16 protein-coding genes are annotated in these 15,974 nt (G+C 63.2%); 7 read left to right on the forward strand and 9 right to left on the reverse strand.

Going from position 1 to position 15,974, the window contains the following annotated elements:
- Nucleotides 1-207: 207 nt before the first annotated feature.
- The 5 genes from BGP85_RS16270 (at nt 208) to BGP85_RS16290 (ending at nt 4,457) form a co-directional block, all read left to right on the forward strand.
- On the forward strand, nt 208-1,368 hold the full coding sequence (locus tag BGP85_RS16270; RefSeq protein ID WP_103448832.1) for a D-alanyl-D-alanine carboxypeptidase family protein: 1,161 nt from the start codon (nt 208-210) through the stop codon (nt 1,366-1,368).
- A gap of 73 nt (nt 1,369-1,441) precedes the next feature.
- Complete coding sequence (locus tag BGP85_RS16275; RefSeq protein WP_103448833.1) at nt 1,442-1,717, forward strand: DUF493 domain-containing protein; 276 nt, start codon at nt 1,442-1,444, stop codon at nt 1,715-1,717.
- Nucleotides 1,717-2,364 carry a lipoyl(octanoyl) transferase LipB gene (gene lipB / locus BGP85_RS16280; RefSeq protein WP_103448834.1) on the forward strand — a complete coding sequence of 216 codons (648 nt, stop codon included), beginning with the start codon at nt 1,717-1,719 and terminating at the stop codon, nt 2,362-2,364. The genes BGP85_RS16275 and lipB overlap by 1 nt, the downstream gene beginning before the upstream one ends.
- Nucleotides 2,365-2,366: 2 nt before the next feature.
- Nucleotides 2,367-3,383: a lipoyl synthase gene (lipA, locus tag BGP85_RS16285; protein WP_060509515.1), complete on the forward strand. Its 1,017-nt coding sequence runs from the start codon at nt 2,367-2,369 to the stop codon at nt 3,381-3,383.
- Between the two features lie 135 nt (nt 3,384-3,518).
- Complete coding sequence (locus BGP85_RS16290) at nt 3,519-4,457, forward strand: S66 peptidase family protein (RefSeq protein WP_103448835.1); 939 nt, start codon at nt 3,519-3,521, stop codon at nt 4,455-4,457.
- Nucleotides 4,458-4,490: 33 nt separating this feature from the next.
- On the opposite strand, the gene BGP85_RS16295 is transcribed toward BGP85_RS16290, so the two are convergent.
- From BGP85_RS16295 to leuS, 5 genes are all read right to left on the reverse strand, one after another.
- Complete coding sequence (locus BGP85_RS16295) at nt 4,491-5,807, reverse strand: lytic murein transglycosylase (RefSeq protein ID WP_103448836.1); 1,317 nt, start codon at nt 5,805-5,807, stop codon at nt 4,491-4,493.
- A 60-nt stretch (nt 5,808-5,867) separates the two neighbouring features.
- Nucleotides 5,868-6,032: an alternative ribosome rescue factor ArfA gene (gene arfA / locus BGP85_RS16300; protein WP_103448837.1), complete on the reverse strand. Its 165-nt coding sequence runs from the start codon at nt 6,030-6,032 to the stop codon at nt 5,868-5,870.
- A gap of 105 nt (nt 6,033-6,137) precedes the next feature.
- Nucleotides 6,138-7,175 (reverse strand): DNA polymerase III subunit delta, encoded by a 1,038-nt coding sequence (gene holA / locus BGP85_RS16305; RefSeq protein WP_103448838.1) that lies wholly within the window; start codon nt 7,173-7,175, stop codon nt 6,138-6,140.
- Between the two features lie 36 nt (nt 7,176-7,211).
- Complete coding sequence (locus BGP85_RS16310; RefSeq protein WP_103448839.1) at nt 7,212-7,817, reverse strand: LPS-assembly lipoprotein LptE; 606 nt, start codon at nt 7,815-7,817, stop codon at nt 7,212-7,214.
- Between the two features lie 61 nt (nt 7,818-7,878).
- On the reverse strand, nt 7,879-10,485 hold the full coding sequence (gene leuS / locus BGP85_RS16315) for a leucine--tRNA ligase (RefSeq protein ID WP_103448840.1): 2,607 nt from the start codon (nt 10,483-10,485) through the stop codon (nt 7,879-7,881).
- Nucleotides 10,486-10,713: 228 nt separating this feature from the next.
- On the opposite strand from leuS, the gene BGP85_RS16320 reads away from it, so the two are divergent.
- Both BGP85_RS16320 and BGP85_RS16325 read left to right on the forward strand, forming a co-directional pair.
- The gene (locus BGP85_RS16320; protein ID WP_103448841.1) at nt 10,714-11,028 is read left to right on the forward strand and encodes a hypothetical protein; all 315 of its coding nucleotides are present in this window, start codon (nt 10,714-10,716) and stop codon (nt 11,026-11,028) included.
- 131 nt (nt 11,029-11,159) lie between these two features.
- Nucleotides 11,160-11,921 (forward strand): YdcF family protein, encoded by a 762-nt coding sequence (locus tag BGP85_RS16325; RefSeq protein WP_103448842.1) that lies wholly within the window; start codon nt 11,160-11,162, stop codon nt 11,919-11,921.
- 110 nt (nt 11,922-12,031) lie between these two features.
- Here the strand turns inward: BGP85_RS16325 and lnt are convergent, their stop codons facing one another.
- The 4 genes from lnt to BGP85_RS16345 are packed head-to-tail and all read right to left on the reverse strand — an operon-like array spanning nt 12,032 to nt 15,887.
- Complete coding sequence (gene lnt / locus BGP85_RS16330; protein ID WP_103448843.1) at nt 12,032-13,549, reverse strand: apolipoprotein N-acyltransferase; 1,518 nt, start codon at nt 13,547-13,549, stop codon at nt 12,032-12,034.
- Nucleotides 13,550-13,557: 8 nt separating this feature from the next.
- Complete coding sequence (locus BGP85_RS16335) at nt 13,558-14,397, reverse strand: HlyC/CorC family transporter (RefSeq protein ID WP_103448844.1); 840 nt, start codon at nt 14,395-14,397, stop codon at nt 13,558-13,560.
- A 25-nt stretch (nt 14,398-14,422) separates the two neighbouring features.
- Nucleotides 14,423-14,896 (reverse strand): rRNA maturation RNase YbeY, encoded by a 474-nt coding sequence (gene ybeY / locus BGP85_RS16340; RefSeq protein WP_103448845.1) that lies wholly within the window; start codon nt 14,894-14,896, stop codon nt 14,423-14,425.
- The gene (locus BGP85_RS16345) at nt 14,889-15,887 is read right to left on the reverse strand and encodes a PhoH family protein (protein WP_103448846.1); all 999 of its coding nucleotides are present in this window, start codon (nt 15,885-15,887) and stop codon (nt 14,889-14,891) included. The genes ybeY and BGP85_RS16345 overlap by 8 nt, the downstream gene beginning before the upstream one ends.
- Between the last annotated feature and the right edge of the window lie 87 nt (nt 15,888-15,974).

Below are 15,974 nucleotides of genomic sequence, written 5' to 3' on the forward strand. Positions count from 1 at the left end.
CTGGCCCCCACAAACTGTCGGTTTTGTCATGAATTGCCGGCCCCGGCCATGTACAATGTCGGCTTTTGCCCGCAGCGACATAAAGCCGCACCCTGATTCAGCCGTTCAGGGGTGGGCCGGCCATGGCCATCAAAACTAGACTGACTGGCGCTGGGCACACGATGTGGCCCAGGGAACATCAGACCATTAGCGATTTTCGAGAGACGGATGAACATCACCAACCTTGCCAAACGACTTTGCCTGCCCGTACTGCTGATGCTCACGCCTGCTGCCTTTGCAGCAGAGCAGATGATGCCGGCGCCACCGCAACTGGCAGCCAAGTCTTACGTACTCATGGACGCGTCCAGCGGCAACGTGCTGGTCGAGAACAACGGTGACGAGCGTCTGCCGCCAGCCAGCCTGACCAAGCTGATGACCGCCTACATCGCCACCGTCGACATCCGTCGTGGCCAGATCGGCGAGAACGACCCGGTCACCGTCAGCGAAAACGCCTGGCGTACCGGCGGTTCGCGCATGTTCATCAAGGTCGGCAGCCAGGTCACCGTCAGCGACCTGCTGCACGGCATCATCATCCAGTCGGGCAACGATGCCTCGGTCGCCCTGTCCGAGCACATTGCCGGCAGCGAAGACGCCTTCGCCGACATGATGAACAAAACGGCTTCTGAACTGGGCATGTCCAACAGCCACTTCATGAACCCGACCGGCCTGCCGAACCCGGAGCACTACTCCTCGGCTCACGACATGGCCCTGCTGGCCCGCGCGATCATCAACATCGACCCGGCCCACTACGCGATCTACTCGCAGAAAGAGTTCTTCTGGAACAACATCAAGCAGCCAAACCGCAACCTGCTGCTGTGGCGTGACAAAACTGTCGACGGTCTGAAAACCGGCCACACCGAAGAAGCTGGCTACTGCATGGTGGCTTCGGCCGTACGTGACGGTCAGCGCCTGATCGCCGTGGTGTTCGGTACCAACAGTGAACAGGCTCGTGCCGCCGAGACCCAGAAGCTGCTGACCTACGGTTTCCGCTTCTTCGAAACCCAGACTTTCTACCAGAAGGGTACCGAGCTGGCCCAGGCTCCGGTCTGGAAGGGCGCTACCGGCCAAGTCAAGGCAGGCCTGGCCGACGACCTGACCATGACTATGCCTAAAGGCCAATTGAAGCGCCTGCAGGCTTCGATGACCATGAACCCGCAGCTCACCGCACCGATCGCCAAAGGTGACGTGATCGGCAAAGTGGAAGTCAAACTGGACGAGAACGTGGTTCACAGCGCCGACCTGATCGCCCTCGATGGCGTCGAGGAAGGTGGTTTCTTCCGCCGTATGTGGGATAGCATCCGTCTATTCTTCTACGGGTTGTTCAACTGATACGTGACCTGCAAGCCCCCGCGCATCCTGCGGGGGCGTTGTTGTTGCCACGGCTTACGAGGCCGTTTCCGCCATGAGCGAACCTGACGTCAAGTCGCACAAGATCGAATTCCCCTGCGCCGATTACCCGATCAAGGTCATCGGCGATACCGTTGTCCATTTCAAGGACACGGTCATCGAGATCCTCAAGAAGTACGCCGAAGTCGATATGACTACTTTGGCCGAGCGTCAAAGCAAGGAAGGCAAGTACACCACGGTGCAACTGCATATCGTTGCCACCAGTGAAGACCAGCTACACGACATCAACAGTGCCCTGCGTGCCACCGGCATCGTGAAAATGGTGCTCTGATGTCGCTTAGCCTCGGTATTCGCGAGCTTGGCCTGCAGCCCTATGAACCGGTGCTGGAGGCCATGCGTCGCTTCACCGAGCAGCGTAGCCCGGACAGCCAGGATGAAATCTGGCTGGTCGAGCACCCCGCGGTCTTCACCCAGGGCCAGGCCGGCAAGGCCGAGCACTTGCTGGTACCGGGCGACATACCGGTGGTGCAGACCGATCGCGGTGGCCAGGTGACCTACCATGGCCCCGGGCAGCTGGTGGCCTACCTGCTGCTGGACGTGCGCCGTCTGGGCTTTGGCGTGCGCGAGCTGGTCAGCCGCATCGAGCAGACCCTGATCGACTTGCTTGCCAGCTATGGCGTCAATGCCGTGGCCAAGCCCGATGCGCCGGGTGTCTATGTCGACGGAGCGAAAATCGCCTCCCTCGGCCTGCGAATCCGCAACGGCCGTTCCTTCCACGGCCTTGCTCTGAACGTGGACATGGACCTTGCGCCATTCCGCCGAATCAACCCCTGCGGGTATGCGGGGCTGGCCATGACCCAGCTGCGCGACCTGGCAGGCCCGATCGAACTCGACGAGGTCAGGACAAGGCTGCGCGGACAGCTGGTCAGGCACCTCGACTATGCTGAGCAGACGACCCTCACGGGCGGAATCGACTGAATATGACAACTGTGCAAGAAGCCGTGCCGAACCTGATCCCTACCCAGGATGCCACCGCGCGCCCAGCGCCGAAGAAAGTGGAAGCCGGGGTTAAACTGCGTGGCGCCGAAAAGGTCGCGCGTATCCCGGTGAAAATCATCCCCACCGACGAACTGCCGAAAAAGCCTGACTGGATCCGCGTGCGCATCCCGGTATCCCCGGAAGTCGACCGCATCAAGCAGCTGCTGCGCAAGCACAAGCTACACAGCGTGTGCGAAGAGGCGTCCTGCCCGAACCTGGGCGAGTGCTTCTCCGGTGGTACCGCAACCTTCATGATCATGGGCGACATCTGCACCCGTCGCTGCCCGTTCTGCGATGTCGGCCACGGTCGGCCGAAGCCGCTGGACCTGGACGAGCCGAAGAACCTGGCCGTGGCCATCGCCGACCTGCGCCTGAAATACGTGGTGATCACCTCGGTGGACCGTGACGACCTGCGTGACGGTGGTGCCCAGCACTTCGCCGACTGCATTCGCGAAATCCGTGCCTTGTCGCCGGGCGTGCAGCTGGAAACCCTGGTGCCGGACTACCGTGGCCGCATGGACGTCGCCCTGGAAATCACCGCGCAAACGCCACCAGACGTGTTCAACCACAACCTCGAGACTGTACCGCGCCTGTACAAGGCCGCGCGCCCTGGTTCGGACTACGACTGGTCGCTGGACCTGCTGCAGAAGTTCAAGCAGATGGTTCCGCACGTACCGACCAAGTCGGGCCTGATGCTCGGCCTGGGCGAAACCGACGAGGAAGTGATCGAAGTAATGCACCGCATGCGCGAGCATGACATCGACATGCTGACCCTCGGCCAGTACCTTCAGCCGTCGCGCAGCCACCTGCCGGTGCAGCGCTTCGTCCACCCGGACACCTTCGCCTGGTTCGCCGAGGAAGGCTACAAGATGGGCTTCAAGAACGTCGCCTCGGGCCCGTTGGTACGTTCGTCGTACCACGCCGACCAGCAGGCTCACGAAGCCAAGATCAAGCTCTGATCCGCGCGCCCGCTGAACATGCCGATGCACGCTGAAAGGCGGCATCGGCATTTTTTATGGGGGATTTTATCCCCGTGGGTGAGGCTGGTGATCACGAAGATAATCGCCAGCCATCTACCAGCAAGGAGTTGTGCGATGAATTGCCCTGAGAATATTGAGTCCTACCTAACCCGTCCATTGTCGCAAGGTGCCTGCTTCGCCATCGTTGCTCCGGCCGGCCCGGCCCGTCTGGATGTGCAGAAGGCTGGCCAGTGGTTCACCGAGCGTGGCTACCGCTGCCGTATCTACCCGGGCGTTCACGAGGCCGAGGGTTACCTGGCCGGTAGCGACGAGCAGCGCCTGCAGGACCTACATGCGGCCTTTGCCGATACTGAGGTCGACGCGATCCTGTGCATGCGCGGTGGCTATGGCAGCATGCGCCTGCTCGATAGGCTCGATTTCGAGCTGATTCGTTGCAACCCCAAGCCGCTGATCGGCTACAGCGATATCACCGCGCTGCACACGGCGATCTATCAGCGTACCGGGCTGATCACCTTCCACGGCGCGATGCTCAATGCCGACCTGTTGGGGGCCAAGTTGCAGCCGACCGAGTCGTCGCTGCTGGCGCAGTTGGCCGGGCTGCTGGGGGAGGGTGATCAGATTGTCCACCCGGGCGACTTCGCCTTGAGTTGTGTGATACCCGGTGTCGCCAGCGGTCGCTTGCTGGGGGGGAACCTGTCGATGCTGGGGGCGACCCTGGGGACGGTGGCGGAAATCGATACCCGAGGCTGCATCCTGTTCATCGAGGACGTCAACGAGCCGTTGTATCGTGTGGATCGTTTGCTGACCCAGTTGCGCTTGGCAGGCAAGCTAAAGGGCATCAAGGGCGTACTAGTGGGGGATTTTGCCGGAATAACCGTTGCGGCGTTGGTTCCACTGCTGGAGCAGACCTTCGGGCCGCTGGGCGTGCCGGTGCTGGCCGGGTGGCGCAGTGGGCATTGTGATCCGAATGTGTGCTTGCCGCTGGGGGCCTGGGTGAGGCTGGACAGTGATAAGCAGACGCTGATGCTGGATCAGGATTTGTTCAAGGCTTGAAATAGCCGGGGCCGCCAAGCGGCCCCATGTGCATCAGCGCTGACGCAGGCTATCGAGCAGCTTGTGGGTTGGATAACCGTCCGCCGGCCACCCCAGCTGCTGCTGGGCATTACGAATCGCCTTGCGGGTATTGGCCCCGATGATGCCATCCGGGTTCCCCGCCTCATGCCCGCTGGCATTCAGCAGATTCTGCAACTCCATCCGCTCGCTGCGGCTCAATGGCAGGTCTTCTTTCGGCCAACTGCCGCTGATGAAGCCCCAGCCCGAGAAGCGATCACCCAGCAGGCTCACCGCCAGGGCATAGGACGACGAGTTGTTGTACTTGAGGATCGCGCGGAAGTTGTCCAGCACCAGGAACGCCGGTCCACGGGCACCGGCCGGCAACAGCAGGGCCGCTGACAGCTGGTTGCTGCCGGCTGGCAGCTGGGTACCCGCCGGTAGTTTCACGCCCATCTGCAGCCACTCGTAGACCGGCTTGCGCAGCGCGCCGTCGGCCTGCCAATAGTCGAAGCCTGCTGGCACCTGCACTTCGAAACCCCACGGCTGGCCATGCTTCCAGCCCGAGCTTTGCAGGTAGTTGGCCGTCGAGGCCAGGGCATCGGGTGTGCTGTTCCAGATATCGCGACGGCCGTCACCGTCGAAGTCCACCGCGTAGGTGTTGTAGGTGGTCGGGATGAACTGGGTCTGGCCCATGGCACCGGCCCACGAACCACGCATGGCCTCAGGCTGGATATCGCCATGCTGGATGATCTGCAGGGCGGCGATCAGCTGGTCCTGAGCGAACTGTGGGCGACGCCCTTCATAGGCCAGGGTGGCCAGCGAGCGGATCACCGACTTGCTGCCCTGGAACTGGCCGAAGTTGCTCTCCATGCCCCATACCGCCACCAGCGCCTGGCGGTCGACGCCATAGCGCTGCTCGATGCGGGTCAGCAGATCGGCGTTCTGTTCCAGCAGCTTCTTGCCATTGCGCACGCGCAGGGGCGACAGCGCTCCATCGAGGTACTCCCACACCGGGCGGGTGAATTCGGGCTGGCTGCGGTCGGCCTTGATCACGTCCATGTCTGGCGTGACGCCGAGAAATGCACTGTCGAAGGTGCTTGCCGCGATGCCGGCCTGCAGTGCCTGTTGACGGAAACCGGCTTGCCATTGAGCGAAGGTTTGCAGCGGCTGTATTTCAGTGCTGACGTCGGGCGTGGCGCCAGGCAGGGTAACCACCGGGGCAGGCTGGGCGGGGGCCAGCGGCAGGGCGTCGGCGGCGGTGGGTTTTTCCGCGCAGGCGACGAGCAGGATGAAGCTGGAGGCCGCGAGCAACTGGCGGGAATTCCAACGGGGGAGAAGACTCAAGAGCATGCACAGATCCAGAATTGCAGGTCAGGTGCCGACCATATCATGCCTGCGCTTGCGATGCTTTCATGCGGCCAAAAAGTAGGAAGCCTCCCAATCTCTCGATTGGAAGGCTTCGCGGCGGTAGCTGCCTTTGCCCTTTTCCGGTCGTTCCTGGCGGCAGTGGAACAGCGGTTGGGCGATGATCGACTTGGCCTTGTTGGGGCCGTGCTTTTTCGGCTTCTTGCTCATGGCGGGGTTCCCGATTGGGTGGGTTTCGGGGTGCACTCTAGGCCTGAGAGGGTGGCGGGGCCAATTGATTGTGTTTATGGCTGAGACCTTGGGGCCGCTTCGAACTTATTCCGAAGGAAGCACCAATCGCTGCCCGGCCATCAACAGCGCCAACCGCGACAACCCGGTCCAGGGCGAGCCCTCGGCCTGCCCCTTGATCTGCGCATCGATACGCTGGGCATCCTGCAGCAACTGCGCCCAACGCTGTGCCGAGAGGCGCTGCAGGGCCTTGCTGACCAGTGGTCGGCGTTTGTCCCAGACGGGTGGGCGCGCCTGGCTGAACGCCTTGTCCAGCGGCACACCTTGACTGAACTGTTGCGCGAGCCCGGCCAGTAAGCGCAATTCACGGGCCAGTGCCCAGAGAATCACCGGAGGTTCCACGCCTTCTCCACGCAGGCCTTCGAGCATGCGCAGGGCATGCGCGGCTTCGCCATTAAGGATGGCATCAACCAGCCCGAAGACATCGAAGCGCGCACTGTCGGCCACAGCAGCCTGCACCGTTTCGACGGTGATCTGGTTGCCTTCTGCCAGCAGCTTGAGCTTTTCGATTTCCTGGGCGGCGGCCAGCAAGTTGCCTTCGACCCGTGCGGCGATCAGGTCGACCGCGTCGCGTTGGGCCGACAGCCCGGCCTGAGACAGGCGCTGGTTGATCCACTGGGGTAATTGCTGGGCATCCACCGGCCAGATCTGGATGAACTGGCAGTGGGCACCTTCGATCAGTGCCTTGCCCCACTTGGTCTTCTGCGCACTGCCATCGAGCTTGGGCAGGCTGATCAGCAGCAGGGTGTCTTCGGCGGGCTTGGCGCAGTACTCCATGAGCGCCGCAGCGCCTTTGTCACCGGGCTTGCCTGAAGGCAGGCGCAGCTCCAGCAGACGCCGCTGGGCGAACAGCGACAGGCTGGCACCCGCTTGCAGCAGGGTGCCCCAGTCAAAGTTGGCGTCGGCGCTGAACACCTGGCGCTCGTCAAAACCTTGCTGGCGCGCCGCATTGCGGATGGCGTCGGCAGCTTCCTGGCACAGCAGCGGGTCGTCACCGCTGACCACGTAGACCGGGGCCAGGCTGCCTTGCAGGTGCTTGTTGAGTTGGGCGGGGGCGAGTTTCATGGGAGCAGGAGGGGCACCGGAGTGCCCCGCGCGGGCTTAGTTGCCCGGGACTTCCAGAGGCGACTGCTGCGGCGTTTCCGCCTGCTGGCGGCGCGCGGCCTCCAGTGCGTCAGCTTCAGCCTTGGCGCGTGCGTCGGCCTTGCGTTGCAGCTCATCGAGCTGCGAAGGGCTCAGCAGTTGCAGGCGCGCAACCATCGACTGCACCAGGTCGCGGCGCATTTCTTCGCGCGCCCGCTGGGCTTCCTGATCGGAGCCGGTGATATTGCCGCCGTCACGCACATACACTTTGCGTACGTCGACTTTGTCGCTCAGCAGCTCGAGGTTGTTCAGGCCCACTATGCTGTAGTTGAGCGTGGTGGTGAGCTCGTATTCGGCTGTGCTGTTGCCGCCGGCGTAGCTCGCCGAGCGCGAATTTTCCTGCTCGTTGGTCAGTACCAGGCGATAAGGTGCGCCGGTGTGCACATTGACGCCGCTGCGCTCAAGTGCCTGGCGCAATTGCACCACGGTCTGGCCGTAGGCGTTGCGCGCGCTGACGTCCATCTCCTTGACGCTCAGGGCGTTGGTGCCGGTGCCGCGCAGCTGGAAACCGCAGGCGCTGAGCAGGACAGCCAGGCCCATTACCAGCAGATTGCGTTTGATCATGTTGTTGCTCCCTTGTGGGCCGATACCGCCCACCCGCATGGGGTGCAGGTGGGCGTTGCCATCAGTTGGCGACGATGTTGACCAGTTTGCCCGGTACCACGATGACCTTGCGGATGGTCAGGCCATCGATGAAGCGCAGGACGTTTTCGTTGCTGCGGGCAGCGGCTTCGACTTCCTCGCGGCTGGCGGCGGCGGGCATTTCCACCTGGCCGCGCAGCTTGCCGTTGACCTGCACTACCAGGGTGATGCTGTCCTGTACCAGGGCGCTCTCGTCGACCGCCGGCCAGCCAGCGTCGATGACAGCCTGATCGTGGCCCAGCTGCTTCCACAGCTCGTGGGAGATGTGCGGGGTGATCGGTGCCAGCAACAGGGTCACGGCTTCCAGGCCTTCCTGCAGCAGGGCACGGTCCTGTTCGCTGGCTTGCGGGGCCTTTTCCAGCACGTTCATCACGGTCATCACCTGGGCGATGGCGGTGTTGAACTTGTGGAACTGGCCCACGTCGGTGCTGGCCTGCTTGATCGCGGCGTGGATGGCGCGGCGGATGACCTTCTGCGCGTCGTCCAGTGCGGCGACATCCAGCTTGCCCGGCAGCCCTTGGGCAACATGAGCCTGGGCCAGGCGCCATACGCGGCGCAGGAAGCGGCTTGCACCTTCGACGCCGGAGTCGGACCACTCCAGGCTCGCGTCGGGCGGCGAGGCGAACATCATGAACAGGCGGCAGGTATCGGCGCCGTACTGGTCGATCATCGATTGCGGGTCGACGCCGTTGTTCTTCGACTTCGACATCTTCTCGGTGCCGCCGATTTCCACCGGCAAGCCGTCGGTCTTCAGGCGGGCGCCGATGATCTTGGCCTTGGCATCGCGCTCGATTTCGACGTCGGCCGGGTTGAACCAGTCCTTGCCGCCGTTGCTGGCCACGCGGTAGTAGGTCTCGGCGACCACCATGCCCTGGGTCAGCAGGTTCTTGAACGGCTCGTTGGAGGTGACCAGGCCTTCGTCGCGCATCAGCTTGTGGAAGAAGCGCGCGTACAGCAGGTGCAGGATCGCGTGTTCGATACCACCGATGTACTGATCGACCGGCAGCCAGTGGTTGGCCGCTTTCGGGTCGACCATGCCACCTTCGTAGTTCGGCGAAGCGTAGCGGGCGAAGTACCAGGACGACTCCACGAAGGTGTCCATGGTGTCGGTTTCGCGCTTGGCTGCGGCGCCGCATTTCGGGCAGCTGCATTCGTAGAATTCGGGCATGCGTGCCAGCGGCGAACCGGCGCCGTCCGGCACCACGTTTTCCGGCAGGGTGACTGGCAGCTGGTCTTCCGGCACTGGTACGTCGCCACACGATGGGCAGTGGATGATCGGGATCGGGCAGCCCCAGTAGCGCTGGCGGCTGATGCCCCAGTCGCGCAGGCGGAACTGGGTACGCGATTTGCCCAGCTCCTTGCGGATCAGGGCCGCTTCGATGGCGTCGAAGGCACCGGCGAAGTCCAGGCCGTCGAACTCGGCGGAGTTGATCAGCTGGCCATGCTCGCCATAGGCGGCCAGCCACTCGCCGCCGACGTCATCGCCAGCGCTGGTGCGCACCACGGCCTTGACCGGCAGGTTGTACTTGTGGGCGAACTCGAAGTCGCGCTCGTCGTGGGCCGGCACCGCCATCACGGCGCCGTCGCCGTAGTGCATCAGCACGTAGTTGGCGACCCACACCGGCAGTTTCTCGCCGGTCAGCGGGTGCTCGACGAACAGGGAAGTGGGCATGCCCTTCTTCTCCTGGGTGGCCATGTCGGCCTCGGCGACGCTGCCGCTCTTGCATTCGTCGATGAACGCCTGCAGTGCCGGGTTGCCTTGGGCGGCCTGGGTGGCCAGCGGGTGCTCGGCGGCAACGGCGACGTAGGTGGCGCCCATCAGGGTGTCCGGACGGGTGGTGAAGACCTTCAGGGTGCCTTCGTGGCCAATGCTGGCCTGGTCGAACGGGAACTGCACTTCCATGCCGCGCGACTTGCCGATCCAGTTGCGCTGCATGGTCTTGACCTGTTCAGGCCAGCCCGGCAGCTCGTCGAGGCTTTCCAGCAGCTCGTCGGCATAGTCGGTGATGCGGAAGTAGTACATCGGGATTTCGCGCTTCTCGATCAGCGCGCCCGAACGCCAGCCACGGCCGTCGATGACCTGCTCGTTGGCCAGTACGGTCTGGTCGGCCGGGTCCCAGTTCACGGTCCCGTTCTTGCGGTAGATGATGCCTTTCTCGAACAGGCGGGTGAACAGCCACTGTTCCCAGCGGTAGTAGTCCGGCTTGCAGGTGGTGACTTCACGCGCCCAGTCGATGGCCAGGCCCAGGCTCTTGAGCTGGGTCTTCATGTAGTCGATGTTTTCGTACGTCCACTTGGCCGGGGCGACGTTGTTCTTCATCGCCGCGTTTTCCGCAGGCATGCCGAAGGCGTCCCAGCCCATCGGTTGCAGGACATTCTTGCCCAGCATGCGCTGGTAGCGGGCAATCACGTCACCGATGGTGTAGTTGCGCACGTGGCCCATGTGTAGCTTGCCGCTCGGGTACGGGAACATCGACAGGCAGTAGTACGTGTCCTTGCCTGGCTGTTCGGTAACAGCGAACGATTGTTGCTCGTCCCAGAAGTTCTGGGCGGCGGCTTCGATATCACGGGGCGTGTATTGTTCGTGCATGGCTACTTTTTGCTGAGAGAGAAGAGACCTTGTTCCAGGCAGCGGAACCTCGCTGCGTCCGGCACTCCGGTGTCGTTTAGAGTGAACGCCGTAGCATACAGCAGCGCCGCGCATCGTGGGAAACCTTGATTGCGAATGCCCGCTGGTCGCGGCATCCGGCTGCTTTTTGCTGCGACGCTAAGCTCAGGTGTGGGGGGAGATAATCTTTATCTTCAATGAGGTGAACGGATGGGAGAGACGCAGCTACCCGCAAGCAAACCGGAGCTTTACGAACGCCTGATCGACCGTCTTGGCCTGGCACTGGAAGTCGCCAGGACCTCGGTGAGATTACGCGACGAGATGCCAGCCGAACTGGAGTTGCGTGGCTTGAGCCATGCAGAGTTCGAAGTGATCAAGGCTTACCTGGAGTCCCTCCCGGAACGCCGAAATGCCTGCGCCGGTACATTCCCGCAAGCGGAACCGGCAACGGCCAAGATTATCTGGCTCAAGGACAAGAAACGCCCCGCCAATTCGGCGAGATCCAGGACGCTGCCACATCGCTAGCCGTTCAGGACGCCAGGCGCGGGCTATCGCGCGCCGGTTCTTCAACACACTTCCCATGATCGACGCCGGCCCGGACTTGTTGGCCGGCGTCGATCCTCTATAGGCTGCACACCTTCCATGGAGGTGTGTCGATGCCGATTCGGTTCTTCATCAAGCAATGGCTGATGCCGCCTGGCGTCCTGTTTCTGCTGCTGCTCGCTGCGTGGTGGTTGCGCAGGCGGCGCCCGCGGCTGGCGGCGCTGTGTTTTGCCGTGGGGCTGGGAGGCCTGTGGCTGATGAGCTTGCCGCTGGTGGTGCAGGAGTCCGCCCGCCTGCTGGAGACCGAGCCGCCTCTGTCGACGGGTGATTGGGCCGGCCTGGCGAGCAGGGCGGACGCCATCGTCGTGCTTGGCGCTGGGCGCGAACGCGGTGACCCGGCCTGGGGCGGTGATGACCAGCCTGCGGCTACGGCCCTTGAGCGCATGCGTTTTGCTGCTCGGCTGGCGAAAGCCTCGGGGTTGCCGGTGCTGACCAGCGGTGGTTTGCATTACGGTACGCCGCCTAGCGAAGCACAGTTGATGGCGGATCGCCTGCGCGAAGATTTCGCCGTCGAGGTGAAATGGAAGGAAGAAGCCAGTCGCACCACCTGGGAGAACGCCCAGCTGAGCGCCAAGGTGTTGCGGCCGCTGGGTATACGCCGCGTGGTGGTGGTGACCCAGGCGTGGCACATGCAGCGCTCACGCTGGAGCTTCGAGCGGGCCGGGTTCGAGGTGGTGCCGGCACCGGTGGGGTTCCTGGGGCGCGATCATGCACGGCCGTTCGGTGGCTTGCTGCCCGAGAGCCGGGCCATGTGGCAAAGCGGGCAGTTGCTCAATGAAGCGGTGGGGTTGGTGGGGTATCGGTTGTTCTACTGAGCCTTGTTGCACCTGCACTGGCCTCTTCGCGGGGCAAGCCCGCCCCTACAACAGAATGCGTTGCCGTGTAGGAGCGGGCTTGTCCCGCGAAGAGGCCAGTGCAGGAAGCCTCAAACTGTCTTGGCGATACGCCCGGCCAGCAGCGCCCAACCCAGCAACAGCACACACAGAATGGCCAGCGGCCAAGATCGCCACTGCAGGTAAGGCGTCAGCTGCTGCATCGGCACCACTTCGCCATACAGCACAGCCCGCTGGAATTGCGGCACTTCTGCGGTGATCTTGCCAAACGGGTCGATCAGTGCAGTCACGCCGTTGTTGGTGGCGCGGATCATCCAGCGGCCGGCCTCCAACGCACGCATCTGTGCCATCTGCAGGTGCTGCAGCGGGCCGATCGAGGTGCCGAACCAGGTGTCGTTGCTGATGGTCAGCAGCAGGTCGCTGCGTGCTGCCAGGCCTGCGGCGAACTCGGGGTAGACCACCTCATAGCAGATGAACGGCGCAATCTGGTAGCCCTTGGCCTGCAGCAGTGTCTGGTCCGCCGGGCCGCGGGCAAAGTCAGACATCGGCAGGTTGAAGAACTCGATCGCGCCGCGAAGCAGGTCCTGCAAGGGGACATATTCGCCAAACGGCACCAGTTTCTGCTTGAGGTAGGTACCGTCGCCTTCGCCGGTAACAGTGACGCCGTTGTAGAAGCGGCGCTGGTGATGCACCACTTCACGCACCGGCACGCCGGTGATCAGCGCTGAATGCCGGTCGGCGGCAAAGCGGCCCATCACATCGATGTAGCCCTGGGCCTGGTCCTTGAGCACCGGCACAGCGGTTTCCGGCCACACCAGGAGGTCAACCGGCTTGGAGCTGAAGCTCATGTCGCGGTACAGCGCCAGCTGCGCGTCGATGTGCGCCGGGTCCCATTTCAGGTCTTGCTCGACGTTGCCCTGCAGGGCGGCAACCTTGAGAGGGTCTCCGGCTGGCTTGGTCCAGGCGTGGCCCTTGAGGGCCATGCCGATCACCCACGGTGCCAGCAGCAGTACTGCACCGATGGCCAGGAACGACGGGCGCTCGCGCAAGCGGTGCAGGTTGCACAGCAGCGCGGCGCTCAGTGCCAGGGCGAAGGAAATCAGCCACACGCCACCCAGCGGCGCAAGGCCCGCCAGCGGGCCATCGAGCTGGCTGTAACCGGCATACAGCCAAGGGAAGCCGGTAAGGAACCAACCACGGAAGGCCTCCTGCAACAGCCACAGGGCGGCGAAGCACAGGGCGTCGGCCAGGGGCGCCTCATTACGCCTGAACCAGCGCGCCCACAACCAGGTGGGCAAGGCGAAGAACCAGGCGAGGGCGGCGAAGAACGCCAGCAGCAACACGATCGCCAGCAGCGGCGAGGCGCCGCCGTAGGTGTTCATGCTGACGTAGATCCACCAGGTGCCTGCGCCGTAGAGGCCAAAGCCGAACCACCAGCCACGCCACATGGCCTGGCGCGGGCTGAGCTCGCGCAGGCCAAGGTAGAGCAGGGCGATGGACAGCAGGGCCAGCGGCCAGATGTCGAACGGCGCCAGGGCCAGGAGGGTCGATGCGCCGGCCGCCAGGGCCAGCAGGTTACCGGGCCAGCCGGGGCGGGTGATCCAACGCATGTTTGTCCTTAGCGGGTGATCGGGGTCAGGCGCAGCAAGTGTATCCGCCGGCTGTCGGCATTGAGAATACGGAACTTGTAGGCGCCGATCTCGGTGGTCTCGTTGCGCTTGGGCAGGTGGCCGAAGGCGCTCATCACCAGGCCGCCGACGGTGTCGAACTCGTCATCCGAGAACTCGCTGTCGAAGAAATCGTTGAAGTTGTCGATCGGGGTCAGTGCCTTGACCAGGAAATCGCCGCTGGGCAGCGGCTTGATGTAGCTGTCTTCCTCGACGTCGTGCTCGTCCTCGATGTCACCGACGATCTGTTCCAGTACGTCCTCGATGGTCACCAGGCCCGCCACGCCGCCGTATTCGTCGATGACGATGGCCATGTGGTTGTGGTTGGCGCGGAACTCCCGCAGCAGCACGTTCAGGCGCTTGGACTCCGGCACGAAGGTGGCCGGGCGCAGCAGGTCCTTGATGTTGAAGCTGTCGCCGTTCTCCTTGAGGATCAGCGGCAGCAGGTCCTTGGCCAGCAGGATCCCGAGCACATCGTCATGGCTTTCGCCGATCACCGGGTAGCGCGAGTGGGCGGCGTCGATGACGGCCGGGAGGAACTCGCGCGGCGATTGGGTCGCCTTGATGCTGATCATCTGCGAACGCGGAACCATGATGTCGCGAACCTGCAGGTCGGCGACCTGGATGGCGCCTTCGACGATGGTCAGCGCTTCGCTGTCGAGCAGCTTGTTCTGATGGGCTTCGCGCAGCAGCTCAAGGAGCTCCTGGCGGTTTTTCGGCTCATGGGCAAAAGCCTGGGTCAGTTTACCCAGCCAGGACTTTTGCCCGTTGCTCGATCGATCTTCGCTCATGGCGGTTCTCGTGATCCTTGGTGTATCAGTGTGTGAGAGGTTCGTTTTCATCGTCGGCGTACGGGTCAGGGTGACCCAGTTCTGCCAGCAATTCCCGTTCCAGTGCTTCCATTTCCTCGGCCTCATCGTCTTCGATGTGGTCGTAGCCGAGCAAGTGCAGGCAACCGTGGATGACCAGGTGAGCCCAGTGCGCTTCCAGTGACTTGCCCTGTTCGGCCGCCTCGCGCTCGACCACCGGCACGCAGATCACCAGGTCCCCCAGCAGTGGGATGTCGAGCAGCTCATCGGGCACGTCGGCCGGGAACGACAGCACATTGGTCGCGTAGTCCTTGTGCCGGTAGGTGTGGTTGAGTTCGCGGCCTTCGGCTTCGTCGACCAGACGAATGGTCATTTCCGAGTCGGCGGTACGCTGGCGCAGGGCCAGCTCGCACCAGCTGCGGAAGGCGGCGTCATCCGGGGCGGCAGCATCCGTGGCCCGTTGCAGGTCAAGTTCAAGCATCTTTGCCGGGGACCTCGGGCTTGGCCTGGCGCGCTTCGAAGCGGTCGTAGGCCTCGACGATACGCTGCACCAGTGGGTGACGAACCACATCTTTGGGTTGGAAATGGGTGAAGCTGATCCCCGGTACGTCCCTGAGCACTTCGATAACATGGGCCAGGCCCGACTTGGTGCCACGGGGCAGGTCGACCTGGGTGATGTCACCGGTGATCACCGCGGTCGAACCGAAGCCGATACGGGTGAGGAACATCTTCATCTGCTCGAGCGTGGTGTTCTGGCTCTCGTCGAGGATGATGAAGCTGTTGTTCAGGGTGCGGCCGCGCATGTAAGCCAGCGGGGCGATCTCGATCACCTGGCGCTCGATCAGCTTGGCCACGTGCTCGAAGCCGAGCATTTCGTACAACGCGTCGTACAGAGGGCGCAGGTACGGGTCGATCTTCTGGGCCAGGTCGCCAGGCAGGAAGCCGAGCTTTTCGCCTGCCTCGACCGCCGGGCGCACCAGCAGGATGCGGCGCACCTGCTCACGCTCCAGGGCATCGACGGCGCAGGCCACGGCAAGGTAAGTCTTGCCTGTACCGGCCGGGCCGATGCCGAAGTTGATATCGTTGCCGAGGATTTCCTTGACGTAGCGCTGCTGGTTGACGCCGCGGGGGCGGATATTGCCCTTGCGCGTGCGCAGCGAGACGCTGACCTCGTTGACCGCCGGGTTGTCGATGTTCTCCACCGTCGACTCCTGGAGGTACAGGTGCACGGTTTCCGGCGACAGGTCTGTGGCCTTGGCCTCGCGATAGAGGCGGCGCAGCAGTTGTTCGGCAGCGGAAGTGGTCTTGGGTTCGCCGATCAGCTCGAATTGGTTGCCGCGGTTGCGGATTTCGATAGCCAGGCGTTGTTCGATCAGGCGCAGGTGCTCGTCGAACTGGCCGCACAAGTTGGCGAAACGGTGGGCCTCGAAAGGTTCGAGGATGAAACGATGGGGTTGTATGGGTGCGTTCAAGGTCGTTTTTAGCCGCTCGACGGCAATGAATGTGAACTCAAGAATAACCCTTGAAGGGCAGTGGCGAAAGCACTGAAACGATCAAGG

This window comes from Pseudomonas putida, assembly GCF_002906855.1.
GTDB classification, from domain to species: domain Bacteria; phylum Pseudomonadota; class Gammaproteobacteria; order Pseudomonadales; family Pseudomonadaceae; genus Aquipseudomonas; species Aquipseudomonas putida_N.